The 21036-nt window shown below is 68.1% G+C and carries 18 protein-coding genes and 1 pseudogene; 7 read left to right on the top strand and 12 right to left on the bottom strand.

Going from position 1 to position 21036, the window contains the following annotated elements; all coding sequences use genetic code 11:
* The 3 genes and pseudogenes from BST17_RS23185 to BST17_RS23195 form a co-directional block, all read right to left on the bottom strand.
* Positions 1–750, bottom strand: a pseudogene (locus tag BST17_RS23185) (hypothetical protein); the annotation flags it as partial.
* A 215-nt stretch (positions 751–965) separates the two neighbouring features.
* On the bottom strand, positions 966–2156 hold the full coding sequence (locus BST17_RS23190) for an NAD(P)/FAD-dependent oxidoreductase (RefSeq protein WP_083061256.1): 1191 nt from the start codon (positions 2154–2156) through the stop codon (positions 966–968).
* A gap of 14 nt (positions 2157–2170) precedes the next feature.
* Positions 2171–3550: an MBL fold metallo-hydrolase gene (locus BST17_RS23195; protein WP_083061308.1), complete on the bottom strand. Its 1380-nt coding sequence runs from the start codon at positions 3548–3550 to the stop codon at positions 2171–2173.
* Between the two features lie 202 nt (positions 3551–3752).
* Here BST17_RS23195 and BST17_RS23200 point away from each other — a divergent pair, with 202 nt between their 5' ends.
* The 3 genes from BST17_RS23200 to BST17_RS23210 are packed head-to-tail and all read left to right on the top strand — an operon-like array spanning position 3753 to position 5533.
* Positions 3753–4334, top strand: a complete 582-nt coding sequence (locus tag BST17_RS23200) for a rhodanese-like domain-containing protein (RefSeq protein WP_083061257.1) — start codon at positions 3753–3755, stop codon at positions 4332–4334.
* A gap of 6 nt (positions 4335–4340) precedes the next feature.
* On the top strand, positions 4341–5204 hold the full coding sequence (locus BST17_RS23205; RefSeq protein WP_083061258.1) for a sulfite exporter TauE/SafE family protein: 864 nt from the start codon (positions 4341–4343) through the stop codon (positions 5202–5204).
* A 59-nt stretch (positions 5205–5263) separates the two neighbouring features.
* Positions 5264–5533, top strand: coding sequence for a metal-sensitive transcriptional regulator (locus BST17_RS23210; protein WP_083061259.1), 270 nt, complete (start codon positions 5264–5266; stop codon positions 5531–5533).
* 10 nt (positions 5534–5543) lie between these two features.
* On the opposite strand, the gene BST17_RS23215 is transcribed toward BST17_RS23210, so the two are convergent.
* From BST17_RS23215 to BST17_RS23225, 3 genes are all read right to left on the bottom strand, one after another.
* Complete coding sequence (locus BST17_RS23215) at positions 5544–5888, bottom strand: DUF202 domain-containing protein (protein WP_083061260.1); 345 nt, start codon at positions 5886–5888, stop codon at positions 5544–5546.
* A 1-nt stretch (position 5889) separates the two neighbouring features.
* Positions 5890–6228 (bottom strand): YidH family protein, encoded by a 339-nt coding sequence (locus tag BST17_RS23220; protein WP_083061309.1) that lies wholly within the window; start codon positions 6226–6228, stop codon positions 5890–5892.
* Between the two features lie 95 nt (positions 6229–6323).
* Positions 6324–6962, bottom strand: coding sequence for a TetR/AcrR family transcriptional regulator (locus tag BST17_RS23225; protein ID WP_083061261.1), 639 nt, complete (start codon positions 6960–6962; stop codon positions 6324–6326).
* Between the two features lie 87 nt (positions 6963–7049).
* Here BST17_RS23225 and BST17_RS23230 point away from each other — a divergent pair, with 87 nt between their 5' ends.
* Together BST17_RS23230 and BST17_RS23235 are read left to right on the top strand one after the other, a co-directional pair.
* On the top strand, positions 7050–8207 hold the full coding sequence (locus BST17_RS23230) for an acyl-CoA dehydrogenase family protein (protein WP_083061262.1): 1158 nt from the start codon (positions 7050–7052) through the stop codon (positions 8205–8207).
* Positions 8208–8309: 102 nt separating this feature from the next.
* Complete coding sequence (locus BST17_RS23235; protein WP_083061263.1) at positions 8310–9560, top strand: MCE family protein; 1251 nt, start codon at positions 8310–8312, stop codon at positions 9558–9560.
* Positions 9561–9575: 15 nt separating this feature from the next.
* Here BST17_RS23235 and BST17_RS23240 read toward each other — a convergent pair whose 3' ends face one another.
* The 4 genes from BST17_RS23240 to BST17_RS23255 all read right to left on the bottom strand — a co-directional run bounded on the left by BST17_RS23240 (position 9576) and on the right by BST17_RS23255 (position 14297).
* Positions 9576–9845: a YdeI/OmpD-associated family protein gene (locus BST17_RS23240; RefSeq protein ID WP_083061264.1), complete on the bottom strand. Its 270-nt coding sequence runs from the start codon at positions 9843–9845 to the stop codon at positions 9576–9578.
* Between the two features lie 21 nt (positions 9846–9866).
* Positions 9867–12230, bottom strand: coding sequence for a Tex family protein (locus BST17_RS23245; protein ID WP_165762338.1), 2364 nt, complete (start codon positions 12228–12230; stop codon positions 9867–9869).
* Positions 12231–12318: 88 nt separating this feature from the next.
* On the bottom strand, positions 12319–13602 hold the full coding sequence (locus BST17_RS23250; protein ID WP_083061266.1) for an acyltransferase family protein: 1284 nt from the start codon (positions 13600–13602) through the stop codon (positions 12319–12321).
* 53 nt (positions 13603–13655) lie between these two features.
* Complete coding sequence (locus tag BST17_RS23255; RefSeq protein ID WP_234807786.1) at positions 13656–14297, bottom strand: sensor domain-containing protein; 642 nt, start codon at positions 14295–14297, stop codon at positions 13656–13658.
* 99 nt (positions 14298–14396) lie between these two features.
* Here BST17_RS23255 and BST17_RS23260 point away from each other — a divergent pair, with 99 nt between their 5' ends.
* Positions 14397–15686, top strand: a complete 1290-nt coding sequence (locus BST17_RS23260) for a spinster family MFS transporter (RefSeq protein WP_083061267.1) — start codon at positions 14397–14399, stop codon at positions 15684–15686.
* Between the two features lie 12 nt (positions 15687–15698).
* On the opposite strand, the gene BST17_RS23265 is transcribed toward BST17_RS23260, so the two are convergent.
* Entirely contained in the window at positions 15699–16121 is a 423-nt protein-coding gene (locus BST17_RS23265) for a DUF4267 domain-containing protein (protein WP_083061268.1), read from the bottom strand.
* A 119-nt stretch (positions 16122–16240) separates the two neighbouring features.
* Here BST17_RS23265 and aceA point away from each other — a divergent pair, with 119 nt between their 5' ends.
* Positions 16241–18520 carry an isocitrate lyase ICL2 gene (gene aceA, locus BST17_RS23270; RefSeq protein ID WP_083061269.1) on the top strand — a complete coding sequence of 760 codons (2280 nt, stop codon included), beginning with the start codon at positions 16241–16243 and terminating at the stop codon, positions 18518–18520.
* 51 nt (positions 18521–18571) lie between these two features.
* Here the strand turns inward: aceA and BST17_RS23275 are convergent, their stop codons facing one another.
* On the bottom strand, positions 18572–20884 hold the full coding sequence (locus tag BST17_RS23275) for an esterase-like activity of phytase family protein (RefSeq protein WP_083061270.1): 2313 nt from the start codon (positions 20882–20884) through the stop codon (positions 18572–18574).
* Positions 20885–21036 lie beyond the last annotated feature (152 nt).

The raw sequence follows: 21036 nt of genomic DNA on the forward strand, positions 1-21036 counted from the left end.
CAGTTGGGCGGCCGGGGGCTGGGCAGCGACGACCGGCGAGGTCTGCGGTGTCGACAGCGTGGCCCGGTTGGCCAGAGAGGCCGACGCCGGTAGTTCCGAGCCGCCGAATTGCGAGCCGACCGCGAAGAGGGCGATCACCGCCGTCACCGCGGCGGCCCCGGCCAAGGTCATCAGGCGTCCACCGAGCGGCGGCAGCGACCACTCCCGGCGCGTGCGGACGGCGGCGGCGGGTTGTCTGGGCACCGCGTTGGTGAGGACCAGGTGCGCTGCCGCGTAGGCCGGCAGTTGCCGGGCGGCGGGCCCGCAGTCCAGGACGCGGCCATCGTCGATGCAGTCGGCGGCGTCGAAGTCGATATCGCCCTCGAACAGCTCTGCCAGCAGCGCGTGCGCGTCCATCGCGCTGGTCTCGGCCGTCGCGCTCTCGGCGGGCGGCGCCGTACCGGCGGGGGTGACCTGACGGACCGGACGCACGTCGGCACATCCCGTCGCGCGCAACGCGCTCAACAGATCGGCGGATCGGTTCTCGACCTCGGGGCTCCAGCAGACACCGATCGCCCCGATCCGGTGGCCGCCGGCCGCGGCGATACCGGCGGCGCCGCGCACCGCGGCAAGACAGCGCGGCACGAGGTCGTCGAGGTCGGTGACGGTGAACTGGTCGTCATCGAGCGGACGACCGGCGGGCACGGTGGCGTCGACGAGAACCCAGCCGATTCCGGCCGCGGTCACCGACAATCCGAGTACGGTTCTCAACCCCTGACCTCTACTCCTGTCTCATCCCCCGCCGCGGATCGCGACGAGCCTAGTTTGCTCGCATCGACTCGGCATCTCGTGAAAACGCCGTTTCCGGCGCCCTGCACTCGTTATCGCCGCCGCTACCACGGGCGTTACCAGGCACGATGGTCTCGTCGGACGGGCGAGTGAAATTCACCGAGAGTTCATTCACCACCGTGCCCCGTGAACCTGTTTCATGCCAGGCCTCGCAGCATCAGGTTCCAATACATGAACGGCAGGCCGTATTTTTTCAGATACCAGTAGCTACGGTGCGGCTTTGTCGGATCGAACAGCGGAAACGACGGTGTCAGATTCAGGTCGTAGTCGAATTCGGCCAGGAGCATGTCATGCGACGAAGTGACCAGCGGACACGAACCGTAGCCGTCGTACTGCGAGGTCAGTGGACGCCCCGCCAGATGCGACTCGATGTTCTTCACCACGACCGGAGCCTGCTTGCGCACGGCGGCGCCGGTCTTGGAGTTGGGTGACGATCCGGCGTCACCGAGAGCGAACACATTCGCATGGCGCACGTGCTGCATCGTGTGTTTGTCGACGTCCACGTAACCGGTCTCGTCGCCGGTCGACAGCGGGCCGGCCTTGATCCAGTCCGGTGCCGACTGCCGCGGCACGGCATGCAGCACGTCGTAGGTCAGCGAAAGATCGGACTCGGCGCCGGCTATGGCCACCTTGTGTGCCGCCGCGTCGACAGACGTCACTTCGGCGCTCGTGTGCACGGTGATCCCATAATCGGCGGCGACGGCATCGAGGGTGTCCGCGATCGCCGGGATACCGAACAGGCGCGGCGTCGGAAGCACGAGGTGGACGTCGATATCGGCGAGTACACCTTGCCTTCGCCAGTAGTCACTGGCCAGGTAGGCGATCTTCTGCGGCGCCCCGGCGCATTTGATCGGGCCCGACGGCATTGCGAACACGGCACTTCCGGAGCGCAGGTTTCGGATGAACTCCCACGTACGGGGCGCCAGATCGAATCGGTAGTTGGAAGACACCCCGTCCTTGCCGAGCGCGTCCTGCAGGCCTTCGGTGCGCGCCCAGTCCAGCTGGATGCCAGGGCAGACCACGAGCACGTCGTACTCGTATTCCGCCCCGTCGACGCAGATGACCTTGTTGTTGTCCGGGTCGATCTCGATGGCCGCATTCTTGATCCACGTTGCGCCTTCCGGCATCACCGAAGCCTCGGTCCGCACCGTCGATGACGCCTTCGCTTGGCCCCCGCCGACCAGGGTCCACAGCGGCTGGTAGTAGTGCACGTCGGACGGTTCGATGACGGCGACGTACGTGTGTCCGCGGCGCAGCAGTCGGGCGGCCACCGAGATGCCCGCCGTGCCGCCGCCGACGATGAGAATCTGGTGCTCGGCGATTGTCATGTTTCCTCCCGTTCTCAGGCCTGTTGTCGGGCGTCTTCCCAGGCGCCATACCCGCCCAGGATGTCGCTCACGTCGGTGAACCCGTTGCGCCGCAGCAGGCTTGCGGCCACCGAGGACCGGTAGCCACCGGCGCAGTACACAACCGTCGGCCGGTCCGGGTTCAACTCGCCGAGTCGGCCCGGTAGCTGACCCACCGGGATCGGGATGGCGTTCGGGATCGCGCCCGCCGCGACCTCACCGGGATTGCGCACGTCCACGATCTGTAGGTCGGCCAGCTCGGCCGCGCGCTGGTCGAACGCCCTGGCGGTCAGCCTGGACGCGACCTGAACCTCGTCCGGGTGGTCGACCATCGCCTCGAACGGGCGGTCCAGATATCCGATGACGCGGTCGAATCCGATGCGCGCCAACCGGGTCTTGCCCTCCAGTTCCTGACCGGGCTCGGTGAACAGCACGATGTCGACATCGCTGGCCAGCACCGACCCGGCGAACTCGGCATACCGGCCCGCCAAACCGATATTGACCGCGCCGCGCAGGTGCCCCAGCGCAAATTCTTCCGGCCCACGTCCGTCGACCAGCACCGCGCCCGCGTTCATGGCTTGGCGGACCTGGTCGAAGCTCATCGCCGCAGGCATCTCGGTCTCGTCCAGCAGCGCGCGGTCCTTGCGATTGAGGATCGCGTCGTAGACGAAGTAGCCCGGCGCGGGTGGCTGCCCCTCGGTGACCAGTTCCATGAAGGTGGCCTTGTCCGGGGCGCGCAGCGCGTAATTGGTCGCCTTCTGCTCCCCCATCGTCGACCACAGTTCGGTGGACAGGTTCTTTCCGCACGCCGAGCCGGCGCCATGGGCCGGATAGACCCGGGTGGCATCGGGCAGGGTCATCAGCTTGTTGTGCAGCGAGTCATAGAGTCTGTCGGCCAACTCCTCTCGGGTGTAGCCGATGGAGGCCAACAGGTCTGGCCTACCGACGTCCCCGATGAACAATGCATCGCCGGTGAGCACGCCGTAGGGAATCGTGTCGTCGGAATGCTCGTAGACCACGATGCTCAGCGACTCGGGGGTGTGGCCCGGGGTGTGCAGGAACTGCAGGGTCACCTCGCCGAGCGAATAGCGTTCACCATCGGCCACGCCCATCGACTCGAATTCCGTCTCGGCGACCGAAGAATAGACAATCCGAGCGCCGGTGGCCTTGGCCAGCTCCAGGTGACCGGACAGAAAGTCGGCGTGGAAGTGCGTCTCGATCACCAGTTCGATGGTGTAACCGTGCTCGCGCGCATCGCCAAGGTACTCGGCCACGTCCCGTTGCGGATCGACAACCACTGCGCGGCCGGTGGTTTCGTCGGCAATCAGGTACGACGCGTGGGACAGGCAATCCAAATAGTACTGAACGAACTTCATCTTGCAGCCTTTCATTCGCCTGACGGGCACCGCCATGATGGCCATACCCCGGTAGGTATGTCAACTACCCCGGGGGGTATAAAAATTTCGTAGTCGACAATACCCGCATGGGTATATCTAAACTGCCTTCAGCATACCCCCGGCGGTATCACTCACCCAAGAGCACTTGGTCACCGCCATCCCGTCGAAAGGACGTTTCGCCATGACCCCACCCGTGAACATCGATCCACAGACGCTGCAGGAAATGCTCGCTTCGGGCGCTCCACCGCGTGTCCTGGACGTGCGCACCCCGGGCGAGTTCGAGACCGCCCACATCGCCGGTGCCTACAACGTGCCGCTCGATCTGTTGCGCGAGCACCGGGACGAAATCATCGGACACCTCGACGAGGTGGTGTTGGTCTGTCGCTCCGGCCAGCGCGCCGCCCAGGCCGAACAGACACTGCGCGGCGCGGGCTTGTCGAATGTGCATATCCTCGACGGCGGCATCACGGCCTGGGAGGCAGATGGTTTCGCGGTCAAAAAAGGCGCGCAGCGCTGGGATCTGGAACGCCAGGTGCGCCTCGTGGCCGGATCGATCGTGCTCACCGGCATTCTGGGCAGCGTTGCCGTCCCCAGCTTGAAGTGGCTGGCCGCAGTGGTCGGCGGCGGCCTTGTGTTCGCCGCGCTCTCCAACTCCTGCGCCATGGGCATGCTGCTGTCCAAACTGCCCTACAACCGCGGCGCACGTTGTGATGCACAATCCGTCGTGTCGCAGCTAATCGACCCGGCCGGCACGGCGAGCTGACCGACCATGATCGCGCTCACCATCGGCTTGGCCGTATTCGTCGGCGTCGCACTGGGTTTACTCGGGGGCGGTGGCTCGATCCTGACCGTCCCGCTACTCGCCTATGTTGCCGGGATGGAGGCCAAGCAGGCCATCGCCACCTCGCTGCTGGTCGTCGGCGTCACCAGTGCCATCGGAGCCATCTCGCACGCGCGCGCCGGACGCGTGCAATGGCGCACCGGCTTGATCTTCGGCACCGCCGGCATGGCCGGCGCCTATGCCGGCGGACTGCTGGCCCGATTCATTCCCGGCGCCATCCTGCTCGTCGGCTTCGCCGTCATGATGATCGCGACCGCCGTTGCGATGCTGCGTGGCCGCCGGCGCGTCGAGACGGCCAGCGGTGATCACGGGCTGCCGATAGCCAAGATCATCGCGGAGGGCCTCGTCGTCGGGCTGGTCACCGGACTGGTCGGTGCCGGTGGCGGATTCCTGGTGGTGCCCGCGCTGGCGCTGCTGGGCGGATTACCCATGCCCGTCGCGGTGGGCACCTCACTGGTCGTCATCGCCATGAAGTCTTTCGCCGGCCTCGCCGGGTATCTGTCCACCGTGACGATCGACTGGCGCACGGCAACCGCGGTCACGGGCGCAGCGGTGCTCGGCGCGTTCGCGGGAACCAAGCTGACCGCACGCGTCGATCCCGAGACCCTGCGGAAGGCGTTCGGCTGGTTCGTGCTCGCGATGTCAGCGATCATCCTCGGCCAGGAAGTGAACCCGATCGTCGGGATCACCGCGGCTGGGAGCACGGTGCTCGTCGCCGTCATAACGTTCGCGTGCGCGCGGTACGCCCACTGTCCGCTGCGCCGCCGCACGGCGCGCCGAACGCCTGCGTAGCGAGCCCGGGAATACCCCCGCCGGTACCATTGCTGTTCGGTTCAGCGAAAGGAGAAGCCATGATCGGCGACGAGGATGCGATCGTTGCAGTGCTCAACCGGCTGCGCCGTGCTCAGGGCCAGCTCGCCGGTGTCATCTCGATGATCGAGCAGGGTCGCGACTGCAAGGATGTGGTGACTCAACTCGCCGCGGTATCGCGCGCCCTGGATCGCGCCGGCTTCAAGATCGTCGCGACGGGTATGCGGGAGTGCCTGACCGGCGAGACGGCCGACGGGCAGCAACCGCTGACCGAGGCCGAGCTGGAGAAGCTGTTCATGGCGCTGGCCTGACGGCCCTCGCTCAACCGAACAGTGTCGACGCGATGAGTACGCCGACGATGACGACGGCGAAAACCGCTGTCGCCGTGCCGATCCACACCACTTCAGCATGTGCTGCGGGCAGATGCGCGGGCTCGGGTACTGCGTGACCGCGCCGGATGACCTGGGCGCGTCGATGACCGACCGCCAGCACGCTCAACGCCAGGCCGGCGGCGATCAACGCGAGCACCGCGCGACCGGGCCCGAACGGCCCGTGTTGGCGGATCATGAGCAATACCCCGCCCACGAGAAAGCCCAAGGCGCTTCTCTCCCACGACAGCAGGGTGCGCTCGGCTTGCAGGCCGGGTTGTTGTGGCCGCAGCGCCATCTCACCGACCGCCGGCGGGCCAGAGCACCAAGATGACGAGCACGCCGACGGTGATCACGAAGATGGCACCGGCGAGCAGTGCCGGAATCGCGGTCTGCGGGAGGTCCGCGTTGCGCCGCATCGCCTCTTGCACCCGCCGCCAACGCCACACCGCCAACACTGCCAGCACTCCCCCGCCGGCCGTCAGCACGATACTCAAACCGTGCCGCACTCCGGCGATGCCGAAGGAGGGTACGAACTGGACGACGGCGATTCCGCCGGCGATCAGCGCCAGCGCAGTGCGGATCCAGGCCAGAAACGTCCGCTCGTTGGCGAGGGTGAACCGGTAATCCGGTTCCATCCCGACGCGATCGTCATCCGACTCGGTCACGAGAGCTCCCCCTAAGGCACATCAGCGGTCAGCGTACGTCGCCGGCACCCGCCGCGGCGCGTGCTTCACACCTTCGCGATCCGCGTCACGGTCGCGAACCGGGCCTGCAACCCGTCGATGAACGACGTGAGCGCCAGGTCGAAACTGGCCAGGTCGATCTCGTCGGCCCTGGCGGGCAACCGGTGGGCCTGTTCCATGTGCGGATAGCGGTCCCGGTAGACCTGGACGTCGTCGACGAAGCCGCGGGAGAACGACCCGATGGTGGATCCGAGCACCAGCGACCGGGTCGCGGCACCGATCATCGTGGCCTCGCGCGGCGGCCACCCGGCCCGCACCAGCCCGCCGTGCACGGCGTTGGCGATGCGCAGGCTCTCGTCGCGGTGTCCCGGACCCAGCGCCAGGAACGGCACCAGGTTGGGGTGGGCGGCCAACGCCGAACGGTAGGAGCGGGCCCAGTCCGCCAGCGCCACATCCCACTTCTCGTCGGCGTCGAAGGCCGAGGTGTCGACGACGCTCACGACCAGGCCGGCGACCTCGTCGAGCACCTCGGTCTTGGTCGGATAGTGCTTGTAGAGCGAGGCGGCCTGCACCCCGAGGTCGGCGGCCAGGTTACGCATGGACAGGCCCTCCAGCCCGGCCCGGTCGATGATGTCGAGCGCACTGTCACGGATGCGTTCGCGGCTGAGAATGCGCGGCCTACCCACGATGAGCTCCTTCGTTGCGTCAGCGAACGATGTTAGCTTATAGTGGCAGCAGATAGCTAACACCGTTCACCCCGAAGGAAGGTAGCGATGCGCAGGGACGTCTACACCCAGGAACACGAGGACTTTCGCGCCATGATCCGGGCGTTCATCGAGTCCGAGGTCGTGCCGGTGTACGACAAGTGGTTCGAGGACGGCATCGCCCCCCGCGACTTCTACTACAAGCTCGGCGAACTCGGCCTCTTCGGCATCGAGATCCCCACCGAATACGGCGGGTCGGGCATCGACTCCTACAAGTTCCAGGCGATCATCACCGAGGAATGCTCGCGGGCCGCGGTGTCCTTCGGCGGCTCCAGCGTGCACATCGGACTGTGCCTGCCGTACCTGAAGGAACTGGCCACCGAGGAGCAGAAGCAGCGCTGGTTCCCGGGCATGATGTCCGGTGAGACCATGTTCGCGATCGCCATGACCGAGCCCGGCACGGGTTCAGATCTGGCCGGAATGCGCACCACCGCAAAGCCTTCCGACGACGGCACACATTATGTGCTGAACGGGTCCAAGACTTTCATCACCGGCGGCGTGCACGCCGACCGGGTGATCGTGTGCGCCCGTACCGCCGCCCCGCGCGAGGACGACCGCCGGTTCGGCATCTCGCTGCTGGTGGTCGACACCACCTCCGCGGGCTACACCGTCGGGCGCAAGCTCGACAAGCTCGGGCTGCGGACCTCCGACACCGCCGAACTCAACTTCACCGACGTGATCGTGCCGGCCGAAGACGTGCTGGGCGAGGTGAACATGGGCTTCTCCTACCTGGGACAGAACCTGCCCCGGGAGCGCCTTGCCATCGCGGTCGGTTCCTACGCCCAGGCGGCGGCCGCCGTACGCTTCGCCGCCCAGTACACCAAGGACCGCACGGTCTTCGGCAAGCCGGTTGCGGCCTTCCAGAACACCAAGTTCGAATTGGCGGCCTGCAAGGCCGATGTCGATGCCATGGAAGCCGTGGTGGACCGCGCCATGAACGCCCACGACGCCGACGAGCTGACGCCGGCCGATGCGGCCGCAGCCAAGCTGTTCTGCACCGACCTGGCATCCAAGGTGATCGACCGCTGCCTGCAGCTGCACGGCGGCTATGGCTACATCAACGAGTACCCGATCGCCCGGCTCTACGCCGACAACCGGGTCAGCCGGATCTACGGCGGCACCAGCGAGGTGATGAAGATGATCATCGCCAAGGACATGGGCCTGTAATGCCGCACCCGATGTAACCGCCGTCACTTCCACCACGGGGTGACATCGGCGTCACAGTCTGCCGATGATCGCAAATCCGTTGCGCTGTGGTGCAATTGGCCGATGATCACGGCGCCGGGGGCCGACTCGACCGAATCGGTCGACGAGGGGCCCACCAACGACCCGAAGGAACCGCCGTATCGGGTGGCGGGCGCGGTCCTGCTGCTCATCGTGGTGCTGGTGTTCGGCTTCACCTGGGTGCAGTTCCGCGGGTACTTCGAAAGCGTTGTGCCGCTGGTACTCATGGCCGAGCGGGCCGGATTGTCGATGGACCCGGGATCGAAGGTGACCTTCAACGGAGTCCCGATCGGCCGGTTGACCTCCGCGGGCACCGTGACCGAGGACGGCGACGTCCGCGCGAAACTGCTGCTCGACGTCAAACCGCAGTACCTACAGCTGATTCCGGCCAATGTGGACGCTCAACTGCGGGCCACGACGGTGTTCGGCAACAAGTACATCTCGCTGCTCTCGCCGGCCGATCCGTCAGCGGACCGACTGCAGCCGGGCGCGGTGATCAACGCCTCGGCGACCACCACCGAATTCAACACCGTCTTCGAGACGATCATGGGGATCGCCCAGCAGGTGGACCCGGTGAAACTCAACCAGACCCTGACCGCGACCGCTCAGGCGCTGAACGGGTTGGGCGACAAGTTCGGTCAGGCGCTGGTGGACGGTAACGACATCATCGGCGAACTCAACGGACGGATGCCGCAGATCCGCCGGGATATGGCCGGCCTGGCCGCGCTGTCGGACACCTACGCCGATGCCGCTCCCGACCTGTTCGACGGTCTGGAGTACGGCAGCGTCACCGCACGCGCCCTCGATGACGAACGCGCCACGGTGGACGCCGCACTGCTCTCGGCGGTGGGCTTCGGGGCCACCGCCGCGGATGTGCTCGAACGCGGCGGCCCGTATCTGGTGCGCGGTGCTCAGGACCTGCTACCGACGAGCGCCCTGCTGGACTACTACAGCCCCCAGCTGCTGTGCACGCTGCGCAACTATTACGACGCCGCACCGAAGTTCGCGGACATGCTCGGCGGCAACGGCTATTCCCTGCAACTGCGCGATCAGCTCGTCGGGGCCGGCAACCGCTACGTGTTCCCGGACAACCTCCCCCGCGTCAACGCGCGCGGCGGCCCGGGCGGGCGTCCCGGCTGCTGGCAGCCGATCACCCGGGACCTGTGGCCCATGCCGTATCTGGTCATGGACACCGGCGCCAGCATCGCACCGTACAACCATTTCGAACTCGGCCAACCGCTGACCACGGAGTACGTCTGGGGACGTCAGGTCGGCGAGGACACCATCAACCCCTGACTCGACGATTCCGGGTCAGGCCGTGCCGGTGCGTTCCCGGTGCTTACAGCCCGGCCAGCAGCACGGCCTGCGTTTGCCCTCTTCGAGCTCCTCGGTGGTGCGGCGGATCCGGCGCGCGCGGGTCGCGTCCTGCTTGGCGTCCTCCACCCAGCAGATGAATTCGTTGCGTGCCAGCGGCGTGATGTCCTGCCACGCCGCCAGCACGCTGTCGTTGCCGATAAGCGCCGCGCGCAGATCGGCGGGCAGGGTGTGCACCACCCCGCCGGGAACCTGCCGGCCTGCCATCACAGCAATATAACCCAGCGGCTAGCGCCCGAACCCGGCGTTGCGCAACGCATCTGCCATCGATCCCGACGGCGGTGCAGCATCGCGGCGTCCGGACTGCTTGCCGCGGTTCGAGTTCCGGTTCTGATCGGCGCCGCGCCGCGGGTTGCCCCGTTGCTGATTGCCCTGTTGTTGATTGCCCGGTCCGCCCTTGCCGGGACGGCGGTCACCGCCGCGTGCCTCGTTGCCCAGCCGCAACGAGAGGCCGATCCGCTGCCGGTCGACATCCACGTCGACCACCTTCACCCGCACCACCTGACCGGACTTGACCACCTCGTGCGGATCCGAGACGAACTTCTCCGACATCGCCGAGACGTGCACCAGGCCGTCCTGATGCACGCCGACGTCGACGAACGCACCGAACGCCGCGACGTTGGTCACCACACCCTCGAGCACCATCCCGACCTCCAGGTCGGCGACCTTCTCGACGCCGGCGGCGAACGTCGCGGTCGAGAACGCCGGGCGGGGGTCGCGGCCCGGCTTCTCCAACTCGGCCAGGATGTCGGTGACGGTCGGCACGCCGAACCGCTCGTCGGCGAAATCGGCGGGTGCGAGCTTGCGCAGGGTCCGCTCGTTGCCGATCAGCTCGGCCAGCGTGAGGTTGGAGCGGTCCAGGATGCGCCGCACCACCGGGTAGGACTCCGGGTGCACGCCGGAGGCGTCCAGCGGGTCGTCCCCGTCGTTGATCCGCAGGAAGCCGGCGCACTGCTCGAATGCCTTGGGCCCCAACCGCGGAACCTTCAGCAGCGCGCTGCGACTACGGAACGGCCCGGTGTTCTCCCGGTGCGCGACGATGGCCTCGGCCAGGGTGTCGGTGACACCGGAGACCCGGGCCAACAACGGTACCGAGGCGGTGTTGAGGTCCACACCGACCGCGTTCACGGCGTCCTCGACCACGGCGTCGAGGCTGCGGGCCAGCGTGCCCGGCGTGACGTCATGCTGGTACTGCCCGACGCCGATCGACTTCGGCTCGATCTTGACCAGTTCGGCGAGCGGATCCTGCAGCCGCCGCGCGATGGACACCGCACCGCGCAGCGTCACATCCAGCTGCGGCAGTTCGTGCGCCGCGTACGCCGAGGCCGAGTACACCGAGGCACCGGCCTCGCTGACCATCGCCTTCACCGGCGCAGGCCCACCCGCCGCGCGGATGTCGGCGATCAGCTCGGCGGCCAACGCGTCGGTCTCCCGCGAGGCGGTACCGTTGCCCACCGCGATGAGCTGCACACCGTGCCGGGCCACCAGTGCGGCCAGCGTCGCCTTGGCGGAGTCCCACTGCTTCTGCGGCTGATGGGGGAAGATCGCGCAGGTGTCGACGACCTTGCCGGTGCCGTCGACCACGGCCACCTTGACCCCGGTGCGGAAGCCCGGATCGAGGCCTAGCGTGGTGCGGGTTCCGGCCGGCGCGGCCAGCAGGAGGTCTTTGAGGTTGCGGGCGAACACCGCGACGGCGTCGGCCTCGGCGCGCTGCCGCAGCCGGATGCGGGCGTCCACGGCGGCCGAGATCATCAGCTTGGTCCGCCAGGCCAACCGCACGGTGGTGGCCAGCCAAGGGGTCGCCGGTCCCCCGGCGGACAGATCGATACCCAGGCTCTGCGCGACCCGCGCCTGGTACACCTCGTCCTCGCCGCCGTCGAAGTTCACCGCCAGGATCTGTTCCTTCTCCCCACGCAACACCGCCAGCACCCGGTGCGACGGCATCTTCTCCAGCGGCTCGGAGAACTCGAAGTAGTCACGGAACTTCTGTCCGGCAGCGCTTTTCGCGGCCTCCTCGGACCAGGGCGCGGTCCGCAGCGCACCGTCGGCCCAGAACTTGGTGCGCACCTCGCCGACCAGTTCGGCGTCCTCGGCGGCCCGCTCGATCAGGATGTGCCGGGCCCCGTCCAGGGCGGCCGCGGCATCGGCGACCTGCTCGGAGAGGAACTCGGCGGCCACCTCGTCGGGTACCAGCGCCGGATCGGCCAGCAGCCGGTCGGCCAGCGGCTCCAGCCCGGCTTCGCGGGCGATCTGCGCCTTGGTGCGCCGCTTGGGCTTGTACGGCAGGTAGATGTCCTCGACCCGCGACTTGGTCTCGGCCGACAGCAGCGCCGTGCGCAGCTCGTCGGTCAGCTTGCCCTGCTCCTCGATGGACGCCAGCACCGCCTCGCGGCGCTGATCCAGTTCGCGCAGATATCCCAGCCGCTCCTCCAGGGTGCGCAGCTGCCCGTCGTCGAGGCTGCCGGTCACCTCCTTGCGGTAGCGCGCGATGAACGGGACCGTGGCGCCCTCGTCGAGCAGTTGCACAGCGGCAGCGACCTGCCGTTCGGCGACCGCCAGTTCCTCAGCGAGACGGGCATTTACGGTACGGATCACGGGCGCGCTCGAAGTCACGCCGAGACCCTACCGAATAGCCCTGACGGCGGCTCGGAGGGTGAGAGCGCAGCGAGCGCGCTTGGTATCAAGCGAGGGCACGCGCGGTCAGCACCCCGACCAGGAAACATGCCAGCGGAACCCATCCGTCGGCCCCGGCCAGGCCGTTCTTGGCGACCAGCAGCATCGCCACCCCGGCCGCGCAGATCAGCCCCCCGGCGACGACCGAACGGGCTCCGCGCGCGCCGACCTGGCCGTCCCACCACGGCAGCTTCCGGTGTTCCAGCGGGGAGAGCAGCAGGAACGTCGCGAACATCACCACCGCGAAGACGACCGCCCGCAGCGCCAACATCGCCCAGAAGTCGGGCGCGTCGACGTCGTAGGCGTCCAACCCGACACCGTTGAGGGCGAAGGTCGCCACGGCGATCGCGGGGATATGCCACAGGTAGAGCGTCATCGCCCCGGAATTGCCGACGGCCACGACGTACCAGACCCGTGGGCGCTGTGCCCAGCGGTCGACCAGGCCGGCGGCGGCGACGAACACACACGACATCCAGATGCAGTGCATCGCCAGCAGGACCGTGGGCGGGGACACGTTGGACACCCCGTGGCTGCTGCCGTTGGTGACCAGTGGCACCTCATAGGTCTGCGACAGCGCCAGCAGCACCTGCGCGGTGAACGCCACCGCGGCGACAGCCAGCGCCACGGCGGGCCGGATCAACCGGCGTGCATAGGCGACGCCGATGACCACCGGGATCAGCCAGACGATCAGGAAGTTGGTGACGCCCGCCTCGGCCGACCCGACGGCGAACCGCACCTGGTCGACGCCGGCGGCCACCGCCACCAGCCCGGCCACCACCGCCCCGGCGGCCGCCGCACTGCGCAGCCGGGTGAGCAGCGGTACGAAGGCGATCACCACCAGGTACACCCCGAGGAACCAGAGCAGCGCCACACATTCGCGGCCCAGCCGGTCGGCCGAGGCATCCCCGAGAATCAGCCGGGCCACCACCAGCGCGGCCGTCCAGAACGCCAGGTACCAGAACACCGGCCGGCACAGTCGCTGCGCTCGGCTGACCAGCCAGCTCCCCCACGGCGTACCCGAATGCCAGCCGTAGGCCGCCGCCGCACCGCCGGCGAAGAAGAACAGCGGCATCACCTGCACCACCCAGGTGATCGGACTCAGTGCCGGCAGTTCGCCGAGGATGTTGCCGATCCAGAGGCCGTCATCGTCGACGGTGGCCAGCAGCAGCGCGCAGTGTCCGAACATCACGACCACCAGCGCCGAGAGCCGGGCGACGTCGATGGCGCGGTCACGGTTCCCGGCGTCGGCGGCCACCGAACTGGGCGCGGGCAGAAGTTTGGCGAGCGGCATGGCTACAGCGTGCACCAATCGGCGCCGGCCCGGATGAGTAGGACTACCCGAGTTCACGCCGTGTTGTCGGCCAGCAGCTCGATGCGCTGCCGGGCCTCCTCGGCCGCGGTCGCGGTGTCGATACCGCCCGCGGTACCGCAGCTGGTGATCTCGATTGCCGCGTTGTGCGCGGCGACGAACAGGTTGTCGCAGTTCCACTCGGGGGCGCGCAACGACCACAGCACCGCTGCGTCGGGGGCCGGCTGCGCCGACGGCTGGACGTCGAAGGTGTAGGTGCGGCCCAGCATGGTCGTCACGGTGACGGCGGTGCCGGCACATTCCTCGACGGTCGCGCGGGCCCGGTCGACGGCGTCGGTGGCGGAGAAGTCGGACGGGTACACCGCCACCATCTCCTCCACCACCGCGTCGACACCGCCGACCTCGGTTGACCAGTGGCCGCCGTCCTCGGCCTCGGGATCGTGGTCGGTGATGAACGGTGGCTCGACCTCGCGCGCGACCCCGGCGCACCGTTGCGGCTCGACGGTGGCGAACAGGTTGCCGTCCTTGTCGAAGATGTCCGGGCTCAGCAGATCGGCGACCTGCCCCGGCGTGATCGGCCCGATCGGGGCCTGCGGTCGGGCCTGCGGGTTGTCGACCGGGCGGGTGCAACCGGCGATGGCGAACACCAGCACCGGCACGACCCACCGTCTCGTCACGGTGGCAAGTCTAGAGACGCTCGTGCATGTCACCACCCGGCGATGTCGTCGGTGGTAAACCCCTGACAACCCGATCGCGCTCTGTAAAGCTGCTGGGCCATGGCCACGGAACTGACGCCGCCGACGCCGGGCACCCATGGCCCGCGCCGCGCCTGGGCCGCGGTCGCGGTTCTCGCCCTGGTCGGCACCCTCAACTACGTCGACCGCTTCCTGCCCGCGGTGCTCGCCGAGCCGATCAAGAAGGATCTGGCCCTGTCGGACACCGCGATCGGTGTCATCAACGGGTTCGGCTTCCTGATCGTCTACGCGGTGCTGGGCATCGTCATCGCACGCATCGCCGACCGCGGCATGTTCGGCGCCGTCATAGCCGGCTGCCTGACGCTGTGGGGCGCGATGACGATGCTGGGCGGCGCGGTGCAGTCCGGGTTCCAGCTCGCGCTCACCCGGGTCGGCGTCGCGGTCGGCGAGGCGGGCAGCACGCCGGCCGCGCACGCCTACGTCGCACGTAATTTCGTCCCGGAGCGGCGGTCAGCGCCACTGGCGGTCATCACCCTGGCCATCCCGCTGGCCAGTGCGGCCAGCCTGCTCGGCGGCGGGTTGCTCGCCCAACACCTGGGCTGGCGGACGGCGTTCGTGGTGATGGGTGGGATCAGTGTGCTGATCGCCCCGCTGGTGCTGTGGGTGGTGGGTACCCGGCAGACCCTGCCCGCGCCGCCGGTACGCGAACGTCAGGTCAATTGGTGGGAGCTGCTGCGCAAGCCGAGCTTCCTGGCCGTCGTCGGCGGAACGTCGCTGATCTCGGCGGCCGGCTATTCGTTGACGACATTCGCGCCGGCGTTCCTGATGCGGACCCGCGACATGTCGCTGGGCGAGGTCGGCGTCGAATACGGTCTGGCCACCGGGGTGACCGGCATCCTGGGTCTGCTGATCGTCGGCCGGATCGCCGATCGGCTGGCCGCCCGTGACCCGCGGTGGCTGTTGTGGATCGTGGTGGCGCTCACCGCCGTTCTGCTCCCGGCCTCGGTACTGGCGTTCCTGGTCGAGAGCCGGACCTGGTGTGTGCTGCTGCTGGCACTGAGCTATGTGATCGGCACGGCGTATCTGGCACCCTCGATCGCCGCGATCCAGCGCCTGGTGCTACCCGAGCAGCGGGCCACGGCGTCGGCGATCTTCCTGTTCTTCAACGCCACACTGGGTTCGGTCGGGCCGTTTCTCACCGGGGTGATCAGCGATGCGCTGACCCCCGAACTGGGGCCGCACGCACTCGGGCGCGCGCTGCTGATCCTGGTACCGACGATGCAACTGGTGGCGCTGTGCTGTTATGCGCTGGCCGCCCGGCTGTACCGGCGCGACATCATCGAGGAGCCCGTCCGATCGTCGGGAGAGTGACGCAGTCGCTGCTCAGCGGGCGACCGCAGCAACGCGTTCGGCACTGTCGGCGGGCACCGCGGATCGGGCCGGCCGCCGGGTCGCACCCCACAGTCCGACGCCGATCCCGACGACGGCCCCGCCCAGCCCGATGACCCGCTGGGACTGGCGCATCTCGTGATGCACCCCGGCCCCGCCGAGCAGATCGGCGGCATCGGCGCCGCCGGAGGCCAGAAACCAGCCGCGGGTGCCCTTGCCGCGCAACCCGGCCGCCAGCAGCATGCCGCCGATGAGCGCGTCCCGGTAGCCCATCGACCGCAGCAGCAACTGCGCGGTGGCGTCGGGTTTGTCCGGTGAGCCCCATAGCTTGTTGGCGCGCAGCGGGTCCACCAGAAAGGAGATGCCCGACGCCATCCGCAGGCCCCCGGCCGCCACCGCGGCACCGTCGATCGACATGGCTGGCAGCCTAGGGGCGCCCCGGCCCGACCGCGTGCAATCGGGCCAACTCGGTCCGGCCACGACGCGGCACCGCGATAATCGAGAAGACCCGCCGAGCTCGACGAGGAGCACAAGAGATGGCCAACAGCGCCGACACCACATCCGAGCAACAGTTCGAGCAGGACGTGGCTGCCACCCAGGAGTACTTCGACAGCCCGCGCTTCGCGGGGATCACCCGGTTGTACTCGGCCCGCCAGGTCGCCGAACAGCGCGGCACCATACCGAGCGACTACCCGGTGGCACGCGAGGCGGCCGCCGCGTTCTATCCGCGGCTGCGGGAACTGTTCGAGCAGAAGAAGAGCATCACCACCTTCGGGCCGTACTCCCCCGGTCAGGCCGTCACGATGAAGCGGATGGGCATCGAGGGCATCTACCTCGGCGGCTGGGCCACCTCGGCGAAGGGCTCCATCAGCGAGGACCCCGGGCCGGATCTGGCCAGCTACCCGCTGAGCCAGGTGCCCGACGAGGCCGCAGGCCTGGTGCGCGCCCTGCTGACCGCCGACCGCAATCAGCAGTACCTGCGGCTGAAGATGACCCCCGAGCAGCGCGCGGCGCAGCCCCCGATCGACTACCGGCCGTTCATCATCGCCGACGCGGATACCGGCCACGGTGGTGATCCACACGTGCGCAACCTGATTCGGCGCTTCGTCGAGTCCGGCGTGCCGGGCTATCACATCGAGGACCAGCGCCCGGGCACCAAGAAGTGTGGACACCAGGGCGGCAAGGTGCTGGTGCCGTCGGATGAACAGATCAAGCGGCTCAACACCGCCCGCTTCCAGTTGGACATCATGCGGGTGCCCGGCATCATCGTCGCGCGCACCGATGCCGAGGCGGCCAATCTGATCGACAGCCGCGCCGACGAGCGCGATCAGCCGTTCCTGCTCGGCGCCACCAATGTGAAGATCCCGCCCTATAAGGCGTGCTTCCTGGCGATCACCCGCTATTTCCACAACCTGGGGGTCACCGAGCTCAACGGGCATCTGCTCTACGCGCTGCCCGACGGCGAATACGCCGCGGCCGAGGCCTGGTTGGAGCGGCAGGGCCTGCTCGACGCCATCAAGGAGGCCGCCGGGTCCTACCGGCCCGGCCAGTCCGTGGACGCGCTGTTCGACACGGTGGAGTCGCAGTTCGTCGAGGCCTGGCAGAACGACGCCGGCCTGGAAACCTACGGTGACGCGGTGGCCGAGCTGCTGGAGTTCCGGGAGCGCGAGGGCGAGAAGGCCGACATGAGCGCCGCCGAGTGGCGCGAATTCGCCAGGACCGCATCGCTGTACGCGGCGCGGGAGCAGGCGAAGTCGCTGGGCGCCGATGTGGCCTGGGATCCCGAGCGGGTCAAGACACCCGAGGGGTACTACCAGATCCGCGGCGGCATCCCCTACGCCATCGCCAAATCCCTTGCCGCCGCGCCATTCGCCGACATCCTGTGGATGGAGACCAAGACCGCCGACCTGGCCGATGCGCGGGAGTTCGCGCACGCGGTGCACGCCGTGTACCCGGACAAGATGCTGGCCTACAACCTCTCGCCGTCGTTCAACTGGGACACCACCGGGATGAGCGACGACGAGATGCGGGCCTTCCCGGAGGAGATCGGCAAGCTCGGGTTCGTGTTCAACTTCATGACCTACGGCGGGCACCAGATCGACGGTGTCGCCGCCGAGGAGTTCGCCACCGCGCTGCGCCAGGACGGCATGCTGTCGCTGGCCCGGCTGCAGCGCAAGATGCGGCTCGTCGAATCCCCCTATCGCACACCGCAAACGCTGGTGGGTGGCCCGCGCAGTGATGCCGCGCTGGCGGCGTCGTCCGGGCGCACGGCGACGACGAAGTCGATGGGCAAGGGCTCCACCCAGCACCAGCACCTGGTGCAGACCGAGGTGCCCAAGAAGCTGCTGGAGGAATGGCTGGCGATCTGGGGCGAGCACTATCAGCTCGGTGAGACGCTGCGGGTCCAGCTACGGCCGCGCCGCGCCGGATCCGATGTGCTCGAACTCGGTATCTACGGCGACGGCGAGGACAAGGTCGCCGATGTCATCGTCGACCCGATCAAAGACCGGCATGGCCGCAGCATCCTGACCGTCCGGGACCAGAACACCTACGCCGAGAAGCTGCGCAAGAAGCGTCTGATGGACGTCATCCACCTGTGGCTGATCCACCGCTTCAAGCCTGAGATCGTCTACTACGTCACGCCGACCGAGGACAACATCTATCAGACCGAAAAGCTGAAGAAACACGGCCTGTTCAGCAACGTCTATCAGGAAGTCGGCGAGATCATCGTCGCCGATGTGAACCAGCCACGCATCGACGAGCTGCTGTCCCCGGACCGGGAGGCCTTGAGCCGGCTGATCCGCAAGGAGGATTAGCGATTTCGGTGAGGATACGTGCGGTCAGCGCACGTATCCTCACCGAAATCACTACGGGGTGCCGAGGTTCAAGAACACCGTCTCGCCGTTGGCGTCCTCGACACCGTCGTTGTCGGTGATGACGTACAGGTTTCCGTTGCCGGCCACCGCCATTCCCTCCACCTTCTCCTGCACGAAACCGTTCGTGGCGGCCAGATCCGGGAGCAGATCACGGGCGAGGGTCTTGGGCAACACCTTCGGCGCCGCGGTGCCGGTGACGCCGGCCTCGGTGGGCAGCGCGACGCGGTAGATGGCCTTGACCCGGGCATCCGGACCGTTGAGCTTGTCCCGCTCGAGGACCAGCAGCGAGCCGTCGTACACCGCGATCTCGGACAGACCGATCCAGTCCCCGTCGGCGTCGGTGGTCTCCGTTCGGTAGCCGTACCACTCCCACTTCTGGTCGGCCGGGGTGTACTTGCCCAGCCGCACGACACCCGCCGGGTCCCCCTTCACCCCGCGCTGCAGGGCCACCCAGATGGTCTCGCCGTCGATCGCCACACCCTCCAGCCCCTGGCCTTCCAGTCCGGCGGCGATCTCGGCCGGCAGCGCGACGCGATCCTTGATCGCGCCGTCGGGTGCGACGTTGACCAGTTCGTTGCCGTCGCCCTGCTCGCCCTCGACGGCCAGCACGTACCCGTCGGGGCGCACCGCGAGACCTTCGATGTCCAGCGCGACCGGCTGCCCGTTCTCGGTGACGGTGAGTTCGCTGTCGATGAGGGCCGGGGTCTTGGTCAGGTCGATGCTCAGGATGCGGGCCGGCCCGTAGGCGATATCGGTCGCGGTGAACAGCCGGTCCCGCGCGGCGGGATCGGCGGCCAGCGCACCGAGGGCGCCCCAGCCGATGGGGGTGCCGTCGATGTCACCGGAGACGATGGACGGGAAGGCCGGCTTGCCACCGCTGCCGGCGAACGCCGCACCGAACCCGTAGACGTTCACCGACGCGCGGACGCGGTTGTCGGCGTCATCGGACTCCGAGGAGATGACCAGCAGGTCGCGGTTGGGGATCGCCAGGATCCCCTCGGGACCGGGTGTGGTCGGCAGGATCTGCCGGAAGACCGGCGCTTTCGGATCACTGACGTCATAGGCGGCGACGAAATTGCTGCGCTCGGAGGCCACCAGGGCCGTCGGCCGTCCGCCGATCTCGGTGATCGCCAGCCCTTCGGGCTCGGGGCCTTTGGACTCGGCACGGGACTCGATGTGTAGGCCGGTGCGGACCGCGAGCTGTTCGAACGAGTTGCCGGCATCCCAGACGACCGCACCGGTGGCCGCGTCGAAGACCGTCCAGCCGCGGGTGCCGCCCTTCCAGTCGCCTTCGTTGGCGGTCGCGATGTGATCGTCGCCGATCCAGCCGATGGCGTCCGGTTCGCGCGGGGCCGCCTCGATCGAACCGGTCTGATCCAGCGTGCCGTCCTCGGCGTTGTCGATACCGTTCACCGCCTGGGTGCCGGCGGTGAAGATGTCGGATACCGTGCCGGTTCTGCCGTCGATGATGGCGATGCCGTTGTTCTCCTGCAGGGTCAGTGCGATCTGCCCGCGGGAGTTGATGCTGACGTATTCGGGCTCGAGGTCTTGCGGGGTGTCCAGTCCGGCGGCGCGGGCGGCCTCGACGTCGAAGTCGACCGTGCGGGCCCGCCACCCGGCCGGCTCTCCGGTCAGGTCGAGCAGTTGCAGAAAACCGGTGGGCGGTTGCGGCAGATCGCCCTCGTCGCCGCCCGGTGGGGTGAACTCCTCGTCGCGCTGATTCTCCATGGCGATGGCCGCGAACGAGCCGTCCGGGCTGATGGCGATCGAGTCCGGCTGGCCGCCGAGGTCGATGCTGCGCACCCGGGTCCGGTCGGCCACCCGCACGATGTCGACGCGGCCGGACGGGTTGGCGAAATCGCCTCCGGTGGTGTCCACCACCACCAGGACGTACTCACCCACGGCCGCGACGGAGGTCGGCTGGTCATCGGCGTGGCCGAGCTCTTCCAACGACAGCGTGCCCACACCAACGGGTTTGAGCGGGTCGCGGATGTCGACGAAGCCGATGCGCTTGGCCGCGGCGTCGGTGTAGATGACGGTGTTGCCGTCGGGGGTGACGGTGGAGATCTCGGCGACGGTCTCGGTCTTCGGGTCCTCGCCGGCCGGCCGATTCAGGTACACCGGGTAGGTCGCCAGCCGGTGATAGCGCTCGGCGTCGGGGAAGTCGAAGTCGACCGGCGAGGTGGCACGCTGCACCTGCGGGGCGGGCCCACCATGGCCGGGCTGCTGGGTGTCGGTGGAGCAGCCGGCGGCCAGCAGCGCCGCGGCCGCGGCGGCTGTCAGACGACCCAGGTTCGACGTCATGAGGACCCCTGTTCGGTTCGGCGGTGAAGTCGAGTGATCTTGACGAAGCCGGGTGAACGTCAGGCAACACTCAGGTGGCCAACGAGAAAGGGCCGGTCCTGGGTTCCAGGACCGGCCCTTCTCTCACCTGTCGGGACTTTGCACTCTTGTCC

This window comes from Mycolicibacterium bacteremicum, assembly GCF_002086115.1.
GTDB lineage: Bacteria > Actinomycetota > Actinomycetes > Mycobacteriales > Mycobacteriaceae > Mycobacterium > Mycobacterium bacteremicum.

What these genes read in the sequence shown, in the direction of transcription:
- BST17_RS23190 (WP_083061256.1), bottom strand. Translation starts at nt 2,156, where the DNA reads ATGACAATCGCCGAGCACCAGATTCTCATCGTCGGCGGCGGCACGGCG.
- BST17_RS23195 (WP_083061308.1), bottom strand. Translation starts at nt 3,550, where the DNA reads ATGAAGTTCGTTCAGTACTATTTGGATTGCCTGTCCCACGCGTCGTAC.
- BST17_RS23200 (WP_083061257.1), top strand. Translation starts at nt 3,753, where the DNA reads ATGACCCCACCCGTGAACATCGATCCACAGACGCTGCAGGAAATGCTC.
- BST17_RS23205 (WP_083061258.1), top strand. Translation starts at nt 4,341, where the DNA reads ATGATCGCGCTCACCATCGGCTTGGCCGTATTCGTCGGCGTCGCACTG.
- BST17_RS23210 (WP_083061259.1), top strand. Translation starts at nt 5,264, where the DNA reads ATGATCGGCGACGAGGATGCGATCGTTGCAGTGCTCAACCGGCTGCGC.
- BST17_RS23215 (WP_083061260.1), bottom strand. Translation starts at nt 5,888, where the DNA reads ATGGCGCTGCGGCCACAACAACCCGGCCTGCAAGCCGAGCGCACCCTG.
- BST17_RS23220 (WP_083061309.1), bottom strand. Translation starts at nt 6,228, where the DNA reads ATGGAACCGGATTACCGGTTCACCCTCGCCAACGAGCGGACGTTTCTG.
- BST17_RS23230 (WP_083061262.1), top strand. Translation starts at nt 7,050, where the DNA reads ATGCGCAGGGACGTCTACACCCAGGAACACGAGGACTTTCGCGCCATG.
- BST17_RS23235 (WP_083061263.1), top strand. Translation starts at nt 8,310, where the DNA reads ATGATCACGGCGCCGGGGGCCGACTCGACCGAATCGGTCGACGAGGGG.
- BST17_RS23240 (WP_083061264.1), bottom strand. Translation starts at nt 9,845, where the DNA reads ATGGCAGGCCGGCAGGTTCCCGGCGGGGTGGTGCACACCCTGCCCGCC.
- BST17_RS23250 (WP_083061266.1), bottom strand. Translation starts at nt 13,602, where the DNA reads ATGCCGCTCGCCAAACTTCTGCCCGCGCCCAGTTCGGTGGCCGCCGAC.
- BST17_RS23260 (WP_083061267.1), top strand. Translation starts at nt 14,397, where the DNA reads ATGGCCACGGAACTGACGCCGCCGACGCCGGGCACCCATGGCCCGCGC.
- BST17_RS23265 (WP_083061268.1), bottom strand. Translation starts at nt 16,121, where the DNA reads ATGTCGATCGACGGTGCCGCGGTGGCGGCCGGGGGCCTGCGGATGGCG.
- aceA (WP_083061269.1), top strand. Translation starts at nt 16,241, where the DNA reads ATGGCCAACAGCGCCGACACCACATCCGAGCAACAGTTCGAGCAGGAC.
- BST17_RS23275 (WP_083061270.1), bottom strand. Translation starts at nt 20,884, where the DNA reads ATGACGTCGAACCTGGGTCGTCTGACAGCCGCCGCGGCCGCGGCGCTG.